Genomic DNA, 15,778 nt, shown 5'->3' with positions numbered 1-15,778 from the left:
GGGCCCGGGGGCGCGGGCCCCGGACTGCGGGCCCCGGGCCGCGGGCCCCCGACCACCTGGCCCCGGTCCGGAGCGTAGGATCGGGAGGTGAAACGACACTCCTGTGATTCCTGCGGCTCGGCCGTGTACGTCGAGAACCAGGAGTGCCTGCACTGCGGCGCCCGGCTGGCCTACTTCCGGCCCCGCGGCGCCGTCGTCGCCGTCGACGCGGCGGGCGAATACCGGGACGACGCCGGCACCCACTGGTTCCCGTGCGCCCACGCCGGGCTGGCGGCCTGCACCTGGCTCGCCGCAGAGCGCGGCGGTGAGTGCTTCAGCTGCGGACTCACCCGCACCCGGCCCAACGACGACGACGCGAAGGGCCTCACGCAGTTCGTTAAGGCGGAGCGGTCCAAACGCCAGCTGGTGGCCGAACTCGACGCCCTGGGGCTGCCGATCGTGCCCCGGAGCGATGATCCCGACGGTGGCCTGGCCTTCGACCTGCTCTCCAGCGCCCACGAGCACGTGGTGACCGGCCACGCCGACGGCGTCATCACCATCAACCTGGCCGAAAGCGACGACGGCTACCGCGAACGGATGCGCAACGAACTCGACGAGCCGTACCGGACCCTGCTGGGCCACTTCAGGCACGAGGTGGGCCATTACTTCGAGACCGTGCTGGTCTTCGCCGACCGGGACACCACCGCGGCGGCCCGGCGGCTGTTCGGCGACGACACCGAGGACTACCAGGCCGCCATCGACCGGCACTACAGCGAGGGCGCACCAAAGGAGTGGAACGAACGGTTCATCTCCCGCTACGCCACCATGCACCCCTACGAGGATTTCGCCGAGACCTTCGCGCACTATCTGCACATCAGCGACACCCTGGACACCGCCCGCGAATACGGACTCATCCCCGCGGCCGACGGCAGGTCCTTCCGGGAAACGGTGGACATCGAGTGGTTGCCGCTCGCAATCGCCCTAAACCAAATCAACCGGAGCATGGGCGAGGAGGACCTGTACCCGTTTGTGCTGTCACCGACGGTGCTGGAGAAACTGGAGTTCATCGCCGGGGTGTGCTCCGCGGCGGCGTCCCGGTAAGGGCCTCCGGGCGCGTTCTTCCGGGTGGCGTCCGCGCTCTGGCCGCCGGGCGTTCCACGGGCTTAGAGTCGGATTATGCCCACCGCGCCGGCCCCGACGCAGCGGCGCCCGCGTGGCCGCCCCGCCGCCGTCGCTCTCGCCGCGGCCCTGGCCTGCGGGCTGAGCGGCTGCGAGTACCAGTACGACGATGGCAGCCGGACGACGGCGACCGGCCCCGTGACGCCCACCGGCGGCGCGATCAGCCGTGACCCGGCGTTGAACCGCCCGGTGATGGGGGCGGAGCTTGAGCAGTGGGCCCGGGAAATCCTGCCGGCCACCACCGCGCAGATCTTCCAGTCCCGGGCCGGGCTGCTCGACGCCGGGGCGGACCGCACCGAGGCCACCGAGCGGCTCCCGGCCGGAACCTACGCCCTGTCGCTGGCGTGCCGGAGCACCCGCCGGGTGGCCTTCACCATCAGCGACAAGGAGAGCGCGCTGGTGGACCTGAGCCTGCGCTGCGGCTCCTCCCGGGTCACCGTGGTGCAGCTGGCCGCTGACTCAGTCCTGACGGTCAAGGTCGAGGCGCTTGCCCCGGCCAATTTCGCCTACCGGGTGGGGCGGTTGTGACGCCTGCTTAGTGGTGCGGTCGCCGGCGTCGCGTCGGCGTCGGCGTCGCGTCGGCGTCGGCGTCGGCGTCGCGTCTTCGCGGGCCCGCGGTCAGGCGGGGCAGCCGTCCGGGCAGCGCAGGGTGGCCGGGTCCGAGGCGCAGTCCGCGCAGTACAGGGTCAGCGTGCGGCAGCTGGGGTTGGAGCAGTTTTCGAACTTGCTGGTGGGCGCCTCGCAACGGGCGCAGCGGCCGATGGTCTTCGCCTCGTCGCTGAATTCCAGGTGCATGCGCTTGTCGAAGACGTAGAGCGAGCCTTCCCAGAGGCCGCGGTCCTTGAAAGCCTCCCCGTAGCGGACGATCCCGCCGTCGAGTTGGTAGACCTCCTTGAAGCCGCGGTTGACCATCAGGCTGGAGAGCACCTCGCAGCGGATCCCGCCCGTGCAGTAGGTGACCACGGGCTTGTCCTTGAGCGCGTCGTACTTGCCGGAATCCAGTTCGCGGATGAAGTCGTGGGTGGTCGCGACGTCGGGGACCACCGCGTCCTTGAAACGGCCGATCTCCGCCTCGAAGCCGTTCCGGCCGTCGAAAAAGACCACGTTCTCGCCGGCCTGTCTCTTCGCCTCCACGAGGGTGTGCAGTTCCTCAGGGGCCAGGTGCGTGCCGCCGCCGACGACGCCGTCCTCGTTCACCGTGAGCTCCCCGGGCGCGCCGAAGGAGACGATCTCGTCCCGGACCTTGACGCTGAGCCGGGGGAAGTCCTCGGCGCCGCCGTCGGACCACTTCACGTCGATGCCGCGGAAGCCCGGATATTCGCGGGTGGCCTTGACGTACTGCTTGACCGCCCCGATCTCGCCGCCGACGGTGGCGTTGATGCCGTCCTTGGAGATCAGGATGCGGCCGGTGAGTCCGTGTTTTTCGCAGAGGGCGCGCTGCCAGAGGCGCACCGCTTCGGGGTCGAGCACCGGGGTGAAGCCGTAAAAGAGGACGATTTTGTTCAAAGCCACGCCTTTAAGCGTACTGGGCTTTGCAGTGCGGCCACCCTGCCGGGCGTGGTCCACGCACCTCGTGACAGTGGCCCGCGGCCCTCGTAGTGCGGGGCCGGGACCCTCATCACGGGGTCCTGTGATGAGGGCGGCAGGTGCGCCCGGCCAACGTGGGAGGGGGTCCGGGACCCACTCGATTAGCGAGCCCCATCCGCGTGGCAGGACGCCCGGGACCGGGGCGGCCGCGGCGCCGGACCGACACCCGGGTCACAATTGCGTAAGCAAGCACCCGCTCCCCGGCCGGACCCTGTTGCTGGCGGCGGGGCTGGAATACTCTCATCCCATGAGTCTGGACGCGATGGTTGAAGACACCACCCACCTCCTGGAGGTCTGGGTCGCCGGCTGGGCCGGATGCCGTAGCTACGAGACCGGACGGGAGGGCCGTTTTCCCTCGGTCCTCCGCGCGGACTCGACCGGGGACTGGGAGTTTTTCGCGCACGATCCCTCCGACAACGAGTTCTCCGCCCTGGCCGCCAGGACTGCCGAGGCGCCGGCCCGGATCCTCACCATCCTCACCAACGACGTGGACCGTTACGCCGGGCTGGCCGCCCGGCACGGGCTGAACGTCACCTCCCAGTCCCAAACCATGATGGTCGTGGACATGGAAACCCAGGACGCCGAGGACCCGTGGCTGCCCGACGACGACCTCCGCTGGGTTCCCTCGACGGAGGGCGGTGTCCACCACGCCGTCGTCTACGCCGGTGACCGGGTCGCGGCCAGCGGGCGCGTGTTCGTCGCCGACCACACCGCCGTCTTCGACAAGATCGTGACCGAACCCGGTTTTCAACGCCGCGGCCTGGGCAGCTTCGTGATGCGGGCCCTCGCCGCGCAGGCGTTTGAGCATGACGTCGAGGCCGGGCTGCTGTTGGCGTCCCTGGACGGCCAGCAGCTCTACTCGCATCTGGGGTGGACGACGGTCTGCCATGTCCTGATGCTCTCCTCGTCCAACGAAGGGGCCGACCTCTCGGTGGGGTGAGCCCCTTGTGAGCCCGGGACCCGATTTGAGCCCGGGTGAAACAATGTTGGAGTGAATCCGCACGAGTCCCTGATCCCGCTGCTGGGCCGCGGCGCGGACCCGGAACAGCTCCGGCACGTGCGGACCATCCCCGCCCGCGAGGCCGTCAACGAGCCGTGGCCGGCGTGGACGCACCCGGATCTGGTGGAGGCCTACGGCCGTCTCGGCATCCACGAGCCCTACCGGCACCAGGTGCGGGCCGCCGACCTCGCCCACGGGGGCCGGCACGTGGTGATCGCCACCGGCACCGCCTCCGGGAAGTCGCTGGCGTACCAGCTCCCCGCCCTCGACGCCGTGCACCGGTCCGAGCTGCGGGTGCGCGCGGACCCCGGAAAGATCCACGACGACGGCGCCGTCGCCCTCTACCTCTCCCCCACGAAGGCGCTCGCCGCGGACCAGCTGGCCGCCATCCGGTCGCTGGGGCTCTCCACCGTCCGGGCCGAGACCTATGACGGGGACACGGACCCGTCCTCCCGCCGCTGGATCCGGGACCACGCGAACGTGATCCTGGCCAACCCGGACATGCTGCACTTCGGTATCCTCCCCAACCACGCCTGGTGGGCGCGGTTCTTCCGCCGCCTCCGCTACGTGATCGTGGACGAGGCGCACAGCTACCGCGGGGTCTTCGGCTCCCACGTCGCCAACCTGATGCGCAGGCTCCGCCGGATCTGCGCCTACTACAACTCCGGAGCGGAGGCCGGGGCCGGCACGGGCCAGTCCTGGCCGGTCTTCATCGCCGCATCCGCCACCGCCTCGGACCCCGGGACCTCGTTCGGCCGGCTGATCGGTGCGCCGGTCGAAGCGGTCGCCGAGGACTGCTCGCCGCACGGGGCGACCACGGTGGCGTTCTGGGAACCGGCGCTGACGGAACAGCGCGGCGAGAACGGGGCCCCGGCACGGCGGACCGCCGTGGCTGAAACCTCCGACCTCCTGGCGAACCTGGTCTCCTCGCGGATCAGGACGATCGCGTTCATCAAGTCCCGGCGCGGTGCCGAAACTATCGCCTCCATCACGAGACGCCTTCTCGACGAGGTCGATCCCAGCCTTCCGCAGCGCGTGGCTGCCTACCGCTCCGGGTACCTTCCGGAGGAGCGGCGCGCCCTCGAGCAGTCGCTCAGGTCCGGCGAGCTGCTGGGCGTCTCGAGCACATCCGCCCTGGAGCTCGGCATCGACATCTCAGGCCTGGATGCCGTCCTGGTGGCGGGCTGGCCCGGGACCAGGGCGTCGCTGTTCCAGCAGATCGGCAGGGCGGGCCGCGCCGGCCAGGATGCCGTCGCCGCGTTCGTGGCCAGCGATGACCCGCTTGATACCTACCTGGTGAACCACCCGGAGGCGATCTTTGACGTCTCCGTTGAGGCCACCGTCTTCGACCCGTCGAACCCCTACGTCCTGGGCCCGCATTTGTGCGCCGCCGCCGCCGAGCTGCCGCTCGGACCGGCGGAGGTCCCGCTCTTCGGACCGACGGCGGAGGGGCTCCTGGACCGCTTGGTGGCACAGGGTTATCTCCGGAAACGTCCCGCCGGCTGGTTCTGGACCCACCCGCAGAGCGCAGCCGCCATGGTGAACCTGCGGGCCGACGGCGGCGGACCTGTGAGCATCGTTGATGCCGACACCGGCTCGCTCCTGGGCACCATGGATTCGCCGCAGACGCACTACCAGGCGCACACAGGGGCGGTGTACGTCCATCAAGGCGAGAGCTACGTCGTCGAGGACCTGAATGAGGCCGAGCACTGCGTGGTGGTGCGCCGGGCCAACCCCGACTACTACACGACGGCCCGGGACATAACCCAGATCGAGGTGCTGGAGACCCAGCGAACCACACGCTGGGGAGATGTCGAGGTGCATTTCGGCGATGTGAAGGTGACGACACAGGTGGTCTCCTTTCAACGGAAGGCCCTGATCTCGAATGAGGTGCTCGGCGAGGAACCGCTGGAACTCGGGGCCCGGGACCTGTTCACCAAGGCGGTCTGGTTTGTTATGGACAACCGCTCCCTGACCGGGGCCGGGCTCATCGAGCCGCAGTTCCCTGGGTCGCTGCATGCTGCGGAGCACGCGGCCATCGGGCTGCTGCCGCTGGTGGCTTCCAGCGACCGGTGGGATATCGGCGGGGTCTCCACTGCGATCCATGCCGACACCGGAGTGCCGACGATCTTCGTCTACGACGGCCACCCGGGCGGAGCCGGCTTCGCCGAACGCGGCTACGAGAAGGCCCGCGTCTGGCTCACCGCCACCAAGGATGCGATCGAGGCCTGCGAATGCGAGTCCGGATGCCCGTCCTGCGTTCAGTCGCCCAAGTGCGGCAACAAGAACAACCCGCTCGACAAGGACGGCGCCGTTCGCCTGCTCGGCATGCTGCTGGCGGACGCCACCGACCAGATGGCCCCCGATACCGGGGGCAGCACCCCTCCGGCGGATCTGGACGGAGCCCCGCAGGCACCGGCCGTTCAGTAGCAACCGACTGGTTCCAGGGCCGGGCGGCCCAGGCGCCGCTGGTGCTTCATGGGGTGCGTTCCCCGGCGGGAGGACCCGCGCGGGCCAGGCCGGTCGCGGTCCCGAACGGTGACCGGGTGAAGAGTTCGGTGCCGACCTGGACCGTGTCCCCGCCCTCGATGCTGCAGGAGCTGATCCGGGCGTCGTTCCGGGCGGCGACCTCCGCGGCGACGGCGCAGGGCTCCCCCGGCGCCAGTCCGCGGGCGGCATCGGCGGCCGCGAGGGCGGCGAGGTCCGCCGCGGCGGCGGCCCGCGAGGCGAGGACCCCCGCCTGGGCGACCAGCCCCACTGCAGCCCCTGCCACCAGCAGCACGAACACCAAAGCGAGGGCCAGCACGGTACCGGAGCCCCGCTCGGACCCCAGGATGTGCCTCTCCGTCACGGCCACCACCGGCCTGACACGGAGGACAGAGCGACCGTGCCCTTCGGAATCCCGGGCGCGCGCCTCCGTCACGATGCCCACCGGCCCATCACGGCGGACAGCACCGACGATGCCTTCGGAACCCCGGATGCGCATCCCCGACACGAAACCCACCGGCCACGCAGATCGGACAGGGCAGGCCTCGCCGCCGTGAGCGGCCAGGGAGCCGTGGGGCTGATCGCGGTGCCAGGCGGATGCCCGGCCGTCGGTGTCCATAGTGCCGCATCGTCGCCGGTCTCCTGGCGGGCCGAGGCTCGGGCCGTCAATGGCCACGGCGCTAGCCGGCCCGCGGCGCCCCGGACCGGTCCGGTCACCGTGACGCTGAGCCACCCGCCGTCGGAGGCCACCGCCGCGCTCGCCGAGTCTCCGGCCACCTGGCGGACCACGGCGGACACGGACGCCTGGTCCTCGCCGCGGGCCAACGCCCGGGCACCGGCCCTCGCGGCCTCCTCCAGCCTCAGTTGCGTCAGTCCCGCTGCGGCCCCGGTCAAAAGCAGCCCCAGCACCAGCAGCACTGCCGGCAACGCGACGGCGAATTCGGCCGTCACGGCGCCACGTTCGCCGGGAGCAGCGGCTGGACCATGACGTCCCGGCGGTGCAGGCACGCTCCGACCCGTCGGGGCCCGGCCGTCCGGCCAGAGGGTCATGGCAGGGCCAGCGCGGTCCGGATCACGTTGAGCAGGAATCCGCGCACCTCGTCGCTGCGCATGATCAGGACCAGAAGTCCGGCGAAGCCGACGGCGGCCAAGGTCGCGATCGCGTACTCCGCGGTCGCCATTCCTGCCTCGGAACCGCGCCAGATGCTTGTCCGCCTGCGGCGAGGCGAGACGCTCCGGACGGGAGTGGCCTGCCGTGCGCCGGGATAGATTTCCCGGACCTCGGCCGACGCTGAATCTGCGGAGGCGTCCTCCGGGGCTGCGGGGATCTGTGGATGGAAGCTCATGGATAGTCCTCTCGAGTTGTCCGGCGCATCGGCCGGCTGCTTCCAATCTCCCCGCCGCGGTGACCCCTCGACAGGCCGGCGTGCGGCCAAGTGGATAACTCAGGCTGTGGAGGAACTGTCGCCCGGTGCCTGCTTCAGGGACCCGAGGGAAGCATGCCCAGCAGTACCGGAACGATGCCCAGGCAGACGAAGGCCGGGAGGGAGCACAGACCCAGCGGCACCACCAACCGCACGCCGAGGGCGGCTGCGCGGCGCTCCGCGGCCCTGAACTGCTGCCGGCGCAGCCGGGCTGCCTGCGCGTACAGCATGGCCGACGACGGCGCCCCGGTGACTGCCGCGAAACGCAACGCCTCCCGCAGGGCCTCCAGCTCGGCCGGAAGCCCCGGCGCACCCCGCCAGGCCGTGTCCCAGTCGGCACCGAGGGCCAGAGCCGCAGCCACCGGCCGCAGATGGACGCGTAACTCGGGGTCGGCTCGGCCGGCCAGAAGCTCCAGGGACCGGCCGAGGCCGGCACCGGCGTCGAGCATGGCCCCGATCAACTCCATCATCATGGCGGGATCCCGCAGGCCCCCAGTCGGTTCCGGAGGCTTTCCGCCGGCCGGATCACGGCCGCACAGCGGATCTCCCACGGCTCCGTGCCGCGCCTGGGAAAGCCACCGCCGCGGCAGCATCGCCCGGTCCAGGAGCAGGACCGTGGCGGCCACGGCGAGCAACAGGGCTACGCCAAGGCTCCCGGCGGGCGCGGTCACCAGCGGTGCCCCTCGGCGGAGCGGACCAAGCGGCCCGACCAGATCCTTCCGGCCGCTGCGAGGCCGGCACCGGCCGCCAGGCAGAGCAGGCCGAGCGGAGTTCCGAGCAATATCCCTGCCGCGTCGACTCCGAGCAGCATGGCGAGTGCGAGGCCTGCAAAAGGCAGCCACGTCAGGATGGCAGCGGTTGCCTTGGGACCGGCCAGCGCGGTCCGCCGGGCGCCGGCAGCGTCGTCGCCGGCTTCGAGGTGTGCGGCGTAGCGGGTCAGGATGTCTGACAGTGGGCATCCGCTGGCTTCGGCAATGTCGAAGCAGGCGGCCAGTTCCAGCCAGACGCCCCGCTCCGCAGACTGTCCCGCCGGTTGCCGGTGGCCCGCCGCGGTTCCCTCCTCGCGGGCCAGCCGTCGGCGGATGGCCCCGCCAATGGGAGCCCCTTGTCCGGCCGCGGCCCGGGCTGCGGACAGAAGCTTCAGCGATCCGGCGCTCAGCGTGGGCATCCCCGGTCGGCCTCCGGTCAGCGGGCGCACCCGGCGGCCGGGTGCGGGGCCAGGATGAGGGGCCGTCGGAACGGGCGCGTGGTCTGCCCCCGAGCCGGCGTCGTCATACCGTGCCCCGTGCAGGAGCCAGAGCTCGTCCCAGACACGCCCGACGGACCGCCCACCCTTGAGCAGGGCGGATAGTTGCTGCACCAGGACGGTCATGGAGGCCTCCTCGGCACCGGCGTCCCGCCGCCGATGAAGGAGCCGAAGGGCGTTCCGGACCGGGCCACTATCCGTACCGGGCACAGTCGGTCGATGCCCCGGTCCCGGCGGCGCCGATGGATCGGCGAGCGCCACACGCATCCGCCGCCGGGACGGGCGGACGGAACCACTCAGGACCCCGACGGCTAGCGCCAAGGCCACACCCAGCAACACAGTCACGGCGTCGTTCCGGGCAGGAAGAACCCCGGCTCCTGGACCTCCGCACCCTCATCAGGAACTTCCAGCGGCAAGGGGCCGGTGACCGCCGTGACCGGCAGCCCGAGCCGGGCGGCCAACGCCGGCCAGGCCGGGCCGCCCCGCACGGCGCCGTCGGCCGATTCCAGGGCGGTGGCCACCACGAGTCCGGAACCGTCGTCCCGCATCAGCCCCACCGATGCCACCTGCCGTCCGTGACGGGTCCGTTCCAGGTGCACCACCGCATCGAGGGCACTGGCGGCCTGCAGTCGGACGGCGTCCGGGCCGAGTCCGGCGAGCGCCCCGAGCGCCGTGATCCTGGCCGGCACGGCAGCGGCGGTATTCGCGTGGATGGTGCCGCCGGCTCCCGTGTGGCCGGTGTTCATGGCGGTGAGCAACTCCCGGACCTCCGCCCCGCGGCACTCTCCGACGATGAGCCGGTCGGGCCTCATCCGCAACGCCTGCCGGACCAGTTCGCCCAGGTCCACGGCACCGCCGCCCTCAATGTTGGTATGCCGCGACTCCAGGCACACGACGTGCGGATGCACCGGGTTGAGTTCCGCGGCGTCCTCGATGAGCACCAGCCGCTCCCGGGGGCTGCAGAGCCCCAAGAGAGTGGCCAGCAGCGTCGTTTTCCCGGAGCCCGTGGCGCCGCTGATCAGGAAGCTAAGCCTCCGCTCCACGATCCGCTCCAGCACGGTCCGCAGCAGCGGCCCGAACATGCCGGCCCGCCCCAGTTCGTCGAGGGAGAAGACAGTCGCGCGGCGGATCCGCACACTGAGCAGCGTTCCGGCGGTGGAAATGGGCGGCAAAACCGCGTGCACCCGGAATCCACCCTCCAGCCGGACGTCGACGCACGGGGAACTGTCATCGAGCCGTCGCCCGCCGGCAGCCACCAGCCGCGCCGCCAGCGCACGGACCTGTGCCTCGCCAGTGAAGGTCACCGGTGCGCGTTCCAGGCCCCGGCCGCGGTCCAACCAGACGGAGGTCGGCCCGTTCACGAAGATGTCGGTCACCAGCGGGTCCCTCACCAGCGGTTGCAGCGGGCCGAGCCCGGTCAGCTCCGCGCTGATGGTTTCCACGGCGGCCAACGAGCCGGCGGTGCCCAGCAACCGTCCGCTCGCCTGAACGGCGGCCGCCACCCGGGAAGCGGTGACCGGTCCGGCGTCGGCCAGGACCGAGGTCCGGACGGCCTCGAGCAGCCCCGCATCGGGGCCGGGGCTGACCTCCCGCTGCCGCCGTTGTCCAAGGCTTGGCGCGTCCACCGGACCAGCCGCGGCGTGGGCGCTCACGGGACCGCCGCGCTCGCAGCATCCAGGGCCGCCGCGGCAAACCGCTGCACGCTGCGCCGGTTCCCGGTCTCCAACAGCCGGCCGAGCTCGGTGGCGGCGGCGATCCCGCGGATTTCGGGCAACACGCCCGCCACCGGCAGCCCGACGCATTCCGCCAGCAGCTGCTCGTCGACGGCGACGCCGGGACGGTTGCGGACCACCAGGGAGGTCTCCACCGGCGGCAGCTCGGGAACGAGCCGGGCCGCGGCCACGGCGGCGCGCAGCTGGGCCGGCAGAACGACGAGGAGCCTGTCGCACTCCCAACCAAACGCCCGCAGCGCCTCCCGTCCGCGGCCGGTATCCACCACCACGAGCTCATAGCCGCGCCGGGCCGCGTCCAGCACCACCGCCGCCGCGGCGGGACCGAGCGCCGGGCCCGGTTGCCGGTTCCCGGGCCACGACAGGAAGGAGAAACCCCCAATGACCGGCAGGGCGCTGTGCAGCGTGGCCGGGTCGATACTCCCGCTGGCATCCGTGAGGTCGGGCCAGCGGAGGCCGGGTTCCTCCTCGGCGGCCAGCGCCAGCTCCAGACCACCGCCCCAGGGGTCGCCGTCGACCAGCAGTACCCGGACGCCCTGGCGAGCGGCTTCCTGGGCCAGCCAGACCGCCGTCGTGGTCGCGCCAGCGCCTCCGCATCCGCCGACGATGCCGAGGACGTGACCGCCCGGCTCTTCGCTCCCGGAACGGCTGAGGTATTCGGCCAGCCACGGGCCGCCCTCGGGGAGCACCGCGACGCGTTCGGCTCCCACGGCGGCGGCCAGGCGCCAGAGCCCGTCACCGTCACCGCTCAATCCAACGACGACGGCGGGTGCGCGCCGCCGGTAGGGCAGCTCCGTGATGTCACCGCCCACCAATACGGCTCCGGCCACGGCCCAGTAGACCGCTGCCTCCTCGACGCCGGCGACGCAGGTCAGCTGCCGCCCGGTAACCGCCACGATGCGCTCGATCTCCAGGCGCAGCGGCTCGGACGCGGTCACCAGCAACGTTTCGGCGGCGCCGCCGACCTCTTGGGCGTCCGGCAGCCACCGGGGCTCCCCCGGACCCGCCCTCCGGCCGCCGGCGCCGGTGCCCTGCCACGGCGGGCCGGGAAGCGGCACCCCGGCCGTCGGCCGTTCCGGAGGGACACTCCTCAGCTCATGCCTGTTCATGGGTCCACCATCCCCACCAGCGCGACGGAAGGTGAGCCGCGGACGCTCTTATGTGGACAACCGGGTGCTATGTGGAGAACTGGCCACACCGCCGTGACCGGACGGGGCCCGACCACAGGGCAGAATTGATCCCATGCATGTGCTGCTCGCCGCCCACCCCGACGGCGCAGCCCTCCAACGCCTCACCCCGGACGGCGCCCCGGATCCCGCCGCGCCCGACATCCGCGTGGTGCCCGCCGCCGACCTGCCCGGCGTCGTCCGCACCCTGGAACGGCAGCGGCCCCGCTGGATCTGGCTCCGCACCCAAGACTGGTACCCGTCGCTGCTGGCCGCCGGCGTCGACGTCGAACGCTGCTACGACCTGACCCTGTGCGGGGCCATCCTCGCCCACGCCGAATTCACCGCCGGGACGCCCTATGCGCGCGCGGCCGAAAAACTTACCCAGGATGGGGACGAGCAGCAGCCGCCCCGGATGCTGCAACCTCCGCCCCCGCCGGCGGATCAGGGCGCCCTCTTCGATGATCTGCTGCCCGCCGCCTCGCCCCGGCATTCCCCCGAGCAGCTTCGAATCGAATACGCCGCCCAGCAGGAAGCCCTGGCCGGTGCCCCGGACCGCGGCGACCGGCAGAAACAGCGCCTGCAGCTCCTCCTCGCGGCCGAATCCGCCGCCGCGATGATCGCCGCGGAAATGCAGCACGCGGGGGTGCCCTGGCGCGAGGAATTGCACGAACAGATCCTCGCTGACTTCCTGGGGCCCCGTCCCGCCCCGGGACACCGGCCGGCCAAGCTCGAGGCCCTGACCGTCGAACTGCGCACCCTCCTGCAGTCGCCCGCCCTGAACCCGGACTCTCCGCAGGACCTCATGCGGGCCCTTCACCGCAACGGCATCGAGGTCAAGAGCACCCGGCAATGGGAATTGAAGGAGGCGAAGCACCCGGCGATCGGGCCCCTGCTGGAATACAAGAAGCTGGCCCGGCTGTACACGGCGAACGGCTGGGCCTGGCTGGACGCCTGGGTCTCCGGCAGCCGCTTCCGGCCCGAGTATGTCGTGGGCGGCGTCGTATCCGGGCGCTGGGCCTCGCGCGGCGGCGGAGCGCTGCAGATCCCGCGGCAGATCCGCGGCGCCGTCCACGCCGACCCCGGCCATAAACTGATCGTCGCGGACGCCTCCCAGCTGGAACCGCGAGTACTGGTGGCGCTCGCCCAGGACGCCCGGATGGCCGACGCCGCGCGGGACAAGGACCTCTACGCGGGCATCGCGGCGCAGGGGTTCGGCGGCGACCGGGCCAAGGCGAAAGTGGCCCTGCTGGGCGCGATCTACGGGGCCACCTCGGGCGAATCGGGACGGCTGATGCCGCAGCTGGCCAGGACCTACCCGCAGGCGGTGGGGTTCGTCGAACAGGCCGCCCGCGACGGCGAGGCGGGCCGGACCGTGACCACGCGCCTTGGCCGCAGCAGCCCGCCGCCGTCCGAGCGGTGGCTGCGCAGCCAGCGCTCCGCCTCCGCGGAGGAGCAGCGCCGCGCCGAGTCCCTGGCCCGTTCCCGCGGCCGGTTCACCCGCAACTTCGTCGTGCAAGGCTCGGCGGCGGACTGGGCGGCCTGCTGGCTGGCGGAACTACGACGGCGGCTGCGCACCCTGCGCGCCGTCGGCGGTCCCGTGGGGGAACTGGTTTTCTTCCTCCACGACGAGGTTATGGTGCACTGCCCGGACAACGCCGTCGAGGCCTGCACCCGTGCCATCGAGGAATCAGCTACCGCGGCCAAGGACCTGTTGTTCGGTCCGATCCCGGTCGAGTTCCCGGTGAGCGTCGCCGTCGTCGACTCCTACGACAACGCCAAGTAACGCCCGCACGCCAACGCCCCGCTCCCCCGGGACCCGCTGCGTAACGTACCCGGCGGTAGCGTTGCAGCGCCGGTCGGGGCCTTGTTACGTTCACAAAGTCCCCCGTCGACACCCGGCCCTCCGGCCGGGCGCGCGGAAGGGACCACTTGGTGATGCAGGCAGGAAACGAGGGGACAGCAACGTGGCTGGCACATTCGAAATCGCGGCGGCAGGAAACGAGTCGTACTACTTCACGCTGACTGCGCCGGACGGCACCGTCGTCGCCGTTTCGCCGCTGTACAACAGCCTGCGGGGAGCCGCCGCCGGGATCACCGCGGTGCGGGAAAATGCCGCCACCGGACTGGTGGTGGACAAGTCCGCGACGCCTGTTTAGGCGTCCACCCCGTGCAGGCGGGTCCGGTCCCACGGGACGGACCAGCCCAGCTGGTCGAAGAGCTGGTTCAGGATCATCCCGGTGAATCCCCAGACCACCACGCCATTGACGGCGAAGGCGGGGCTCTTGAACGTCTGCCCGGCGCGGGTGACGGTGGCCATGATCCGGTTGTCCGGATCCAGCAGGTCCCGCACCGGCACCCGGAACACCTGCGACGACTCGCCGTAGTCCACCACGCGCACCGGGGACGGCGAAGCCCACCAGCCCAGAACCGGCGTGACCAGGAAGTTCCCGCGCGGCAGGGCCAGCTCCGGCATGATGCCCAGGACCTCGACGCCGGCGGGATCCAGGCCGGTCTCCTCCTCGGCCTCCCGGAGCGCGGCCTCCGTCACCGTCTCGCCGGGGTCGATGCCGCCGCCCGGGAAGGCCACCTGGCCCGGGTGGTCATCCAGCGTCTGGGCGCGCTGCAGCAGCAGGACGTCCAGGTCGGCGGGGGCCAGCAGTTTGAGGGAGGCGGCCGGGACGTCGTCGAGGGACCCGAACAGCATCAAAACCGCGGCGCGCCGCACCCGCTCCCCCGCGGACACGGAGAGCTCGCGCCAGCGCGGGTCCGGCGGCGGCGCGGTTCCGGCCTCGACGGCGGCTACCAGGTCGATCAGGTCCTGCCGGGCCGTCATGGCGTCCTCCGCTGCGATTCCATCCGGATTTCCGCGGCCCGGTGGGTTTCGGCGAGCAGCTTCCCCAGCAGCTCCTCCTGACCAGGTGCCAGCTCATACTTGAGGAGTTTGCGGGCCTTCTCCGGATCCGTTTCGCCGGCGCCGTAGCTGGGGCACCAGTTGGCCACGGCGCAGGCACCGCATGCGGGTTTGCGGGAGTGGCAGACGCGCCGGCCGTGGAAGACGACGCGGTGCGAGAGCATGGTCCAGTCCCGGGGTTCGAACAGTTCGGCGACGTCGGATTCGACCTTGACGGGGTCGTCCGAGTCGGTCCACCCGAAGCGGCGGGCCAGGCGGCCGAAGTGCGTATCCACGGTGATTCCGGGGATTCCGAAGGCGTTTCCGAGGACCACGTTGGCGGTTTTCCGGCCGACGCCGGGAAGCGTCACCAGGTCCTCGAGCCGGCCGGGCACCTCGCCGTCGAACTCGTCGACGAGCCTGGTGCCCAGCGCCATCAGGCTCCGCGCCTTGGCCCGGAAGAATCCGGTGGGTTTGATGATCGCTTCCAGTTCGGCCGGTTCGGCCTCGGCCAGGCTGCGCGCGTCCGGGTAGCGGGCGAAGAGCAACGGCGTGATCTGGTTAACGGTCACGTCCGTGGTCTGGGCGGAGAGCACTGTCGCGACCACGAGTTCGAACGGGCTGCGGAAGTCCAGTTCGGCGTGGGCGTAGGGGTACTGCTCGGCCAGCGCGCGGTTGATGCGGCGGGCCCGGCGCTTGAGCGCCAGCATGCTCTCGCCGGAGGCACCCCGGGGCACACCGGCCGCCCCGGTGCCCGCCCCGGCCGCCGTCTGCTTCCCCGCCCTGCTGGCCACGGCGGGTCTAGCCGCGCTCGATGTTGCTGAGGTCCCGGAGCACTCCGACGCGTCCGTCCGTGTGCTGGACGAGGAATTCATGGCCGCGGTCTTCGAGCGCCAGAACCCAGCCGCCGGGCTCGACCACGAAGGACGGGGTCCCGGTGCGCTCATCGACGGCGGTGCGTGGCTGGGCGACGGCGAACCAGAAGGCCTCGTAGGCGGGCTGGGCGCTTCCCTGCTCCGGACGGCTGGCCGGGTCGACCGTGGCACCGATGGGTTCCTGCTGGCGGACCTGCGGCGTGAGGGCGGTC

Annotated in this window: 16 protein-coding genes and 1 pseudogene; 6 read left to right on the top strand and 11 right to left on the bottom strand. The window is 71.6% G+C overall.

The genetic code is table 11. The features are described from left to right. The first annotated feature begins 87 nt into the window (after nucleotides 1-87). Nucleotides 88-1,080 (top strand): putative zinc-binding metallopeptidase, encoded by a 993-nt coding sequence (locus AB0305_RS20220; RefSeq protein WP_364133823.1) that lies wholly within the window; start codon nucleotides 88-90, stop codon nucleotides 1,078-1,080. Between the two features lie 75 nt (nucleotides 1,081-1,155). Continuing rightward, nucleotides 1,156-1,686 (top strand): hypothetical protein, encoded by a 531-nt coding sequence (locus tag AB0305_RS20215; protein WP_290256145.1) that lies wholly within the window; start codon nucleotides 1,156-1,158, stop codon nucleotides 1,684-1,686. Between the two features lie 90 nt (nucleotides 1,687-1,776). On the opposite strand, the gene AB0305_RS20210 is transcribed toward AB0305_RS20215, so the two are convergent. After that, entirely contained in the window at nucleotides 1,777-2,670 is an 894-nt protein-coding gene (locus AB0305_RS20210) for a rhodanese-related sulfurtransferase (protein WP_364133826.1), read from the bottom strand. Nucleotides 2,671-2,992: 322 nt separating this feature from the next. On the opposite strand from AB0305_RS20210, the gene AB0305_RS20205 reads away from it, so the two are divergent. Beyond that, nucleotides 2,993-3,685 (top strand): GNAT family N-acetyltransferase, encoded by a 693-nt coding sequence (locus tag AB0305_RS20205; RefSeq protein WP_364133829.1) that lies wholly within the window; start codon nucleotides 2,993-2,995, stop codon nucleotides 3,683-3,685. A 51-nt stretch (nucleotides 3,686-3,736) separates the two neighbouring features. Then, nucleotides 3,737-6,175 carry a DEAD/DEAH box helicase gene (locus AB0305_RS20200; protein ID WP_364133831.1) on the top strand — a complete coding sequence of 813 codons (2,439 nt, stop codon included), beginning with the start codon at nucleotides 3,737-3,739 and terminating at the stop codon, nucleotides 6,173-6,175. Nucleotides 6,176-6,221: 46 nt separating this feature from the next. On the opposite strand, the gene AB0305_RS20195 is transcribed toward AB0305_RS20200, so the two are convergent. The 7 genes from AB0305_RS20195 to ssd form a co-directional block, all read right to left on the bottom strand. Then, complete coding sequence (locus tag AB0305_RS20195; RefSeq protein WP_364133834.1) at nucleotides 6,222-6,596, bottom strand: Rv3654c family TadE-like protein; 375 nt, start codon at nucleotides 6,594-6,596, stop codon at nucleotides 6,222-6,224. Between the two features lie 68 nt (nucleotides 6,597-6,664). Next, nucleotides 6,665-7,183 carry a TadE family type IV pilus minor pilin gene (locus tag AB0305_RS20190; protein ID WP_366173818.1) on the bottom strand — a complete coding sequence of 173 codons (519 nt, stop codon included), beginning with the start codon at nucleotides 7,181-7,183 and terminating at the stop codon, nucleotides 6,665-6,667. 95 nt (nucleotides 7,184-7,278) lie between these two features. Continuing rightward, nucleotides 7,279-7,578: a DUF4244 domain-containing protein gene (locus AB0305_RS20185; RefSeq protein ID WP_364133839.1), complete on the bottom strand. Its 300-nt coding sequence runs from the start codon at nucleotides 7,576-7,578 to the stop codon at nucleotides 7,279-7,281. 134 nt (nucleotides 7,579-7,712) lie between these two features. Continuing rightward, nucleotides 7,713-8,327, bottom strand: coding sequence for a type II secretion system F family protein (locus AB0305_RS20180; protein WP_364133842.1), 615 nt, complete (start codon nucleotides 8,325-8,327; stop codon nucleotides 7,713-7,715). Further along, nucleotides 8,324-9,028, bottom strand: a complete 705-nt coding sequence (locus AB0305_RS20175; RefSeq protein ID WP_364133845.1) for a hypothetical protein — start codon at nucleotides 9,026-9,028, stop codon at nucleotides 8,324-8,326. The genes AB0305_RS20180 and AB0305_RS20175 overlap by 4 nt, the downstream gene beginning before the upstream one ends. Nucleotides 9,029-9,243: 215 nt before the next feature. Next, nucleotides 9,244-10,527, bottom strand: a complete 1,284-nt coding sequence (locus AB0305_RS20170) for a TadA family conjugal transfer-associated ATPase (RefSeq protein WP_364134670.1) — start codon at nucleotides 10,525-10,527, stop codon at nucleotides 9,244-9,246. A gap of 23 nt (nucleotides 10,528-10,550) precedes the next feature. Further along, the gene (gene ssd / locus AB0305_RS20165) at nucleotides 10,551-11,741 is read right to left on the bottom strand and encodes a septum site-determining protein Ssd (RefSeq protein ID WP_364133848.1); all 1,191 of its coding nucleotides are present in this window, start codon (nucleotides 11,739-11,741) and stop codon (nucleotides 10,551-10,553) included. A gap of 133 nt (nucleotides 11,742-11,874) precedes the next feature. Here ssd and AB0305_RS20160 point away from each other — a divergent pair, with 133 nt between their 5' ends. Then, nucleotides 11,875-13,584: a bifunctional 3'-5' exonuclease/DNA polymerase gene (locus AB0305_RS20160; protein ID WP_364133850.1), complete on the top strand. Its 1,710-nt coding sequence runs from the start codon at nucleotides 11,875-11,877 to the stop codon at nucleotides 13,582-13,584. A gap of 181 nt (nucleotides 13,585-13,765) precedes the next feature. Continuing rightward, the gene (locus tag AB0305_RS20155) at nucleotides 13,766-13,957 is read left to right on the top strand and encodes a YegP family protein (protein ID WP_364133852.1); all 192 of its coding nucleotides are present in this window, start codon (nucleotides 13,766-13,768) and stop codon (nucleotides 13,955-13,957) included. Here AB0305_RS20155 and AB0305_RS20150 read toward each other — a convergent pair. The 3 genes and pseudogenes from AB0305_RS20150 to AB0305_RS20140 all read right to left on the bottom strand — a co-directional run. Next, nucleotides 13,954-14,634, bottom strand: coding sequence for a CoA pyrophosphatase (locus AB0305_RS20150; protein WP_364133855.1), 681 nt, complete (start codon nucleotides 14,632-14,634; stop codon nucleotides 13,954-13,956). The genes AB0305_RS20155 and AB0305_RS20150 overlap by 4 nt on opposite strands. Further along, the gene (nth, locus tag AB0305_RS20145) at nucleotides 14,631-15,401 is read right to left on the bottom strand and encodes an endonuclease III (protein WP_364134673.1); all 771 of its coding nucleotides are present in this window, start codon (nucleotides 15,399-15,401) and stop codon (nucleotides 14,631-14,633) included. Before nth ends, AB0305_RS20150 begins: the two co-directional genes overlap by 4 nt. 91 nt (nucleotides 15,402-15,492) lie before the next feature. Further along, nucleotides 15,493-15,778, bottom strand: a pseudogene (locus AB0305_RS20140) (hypothetical protein); the annotation flags it as partial.

The organism is Arthrobacter sp. NPDC080086 (assembly GCF_040702285.1).
The sequence above is the reverse complement of the archived record's forward strand: the minus strand, read 5'-3'. Positions and strand labels throughout refer to the sequence as shown.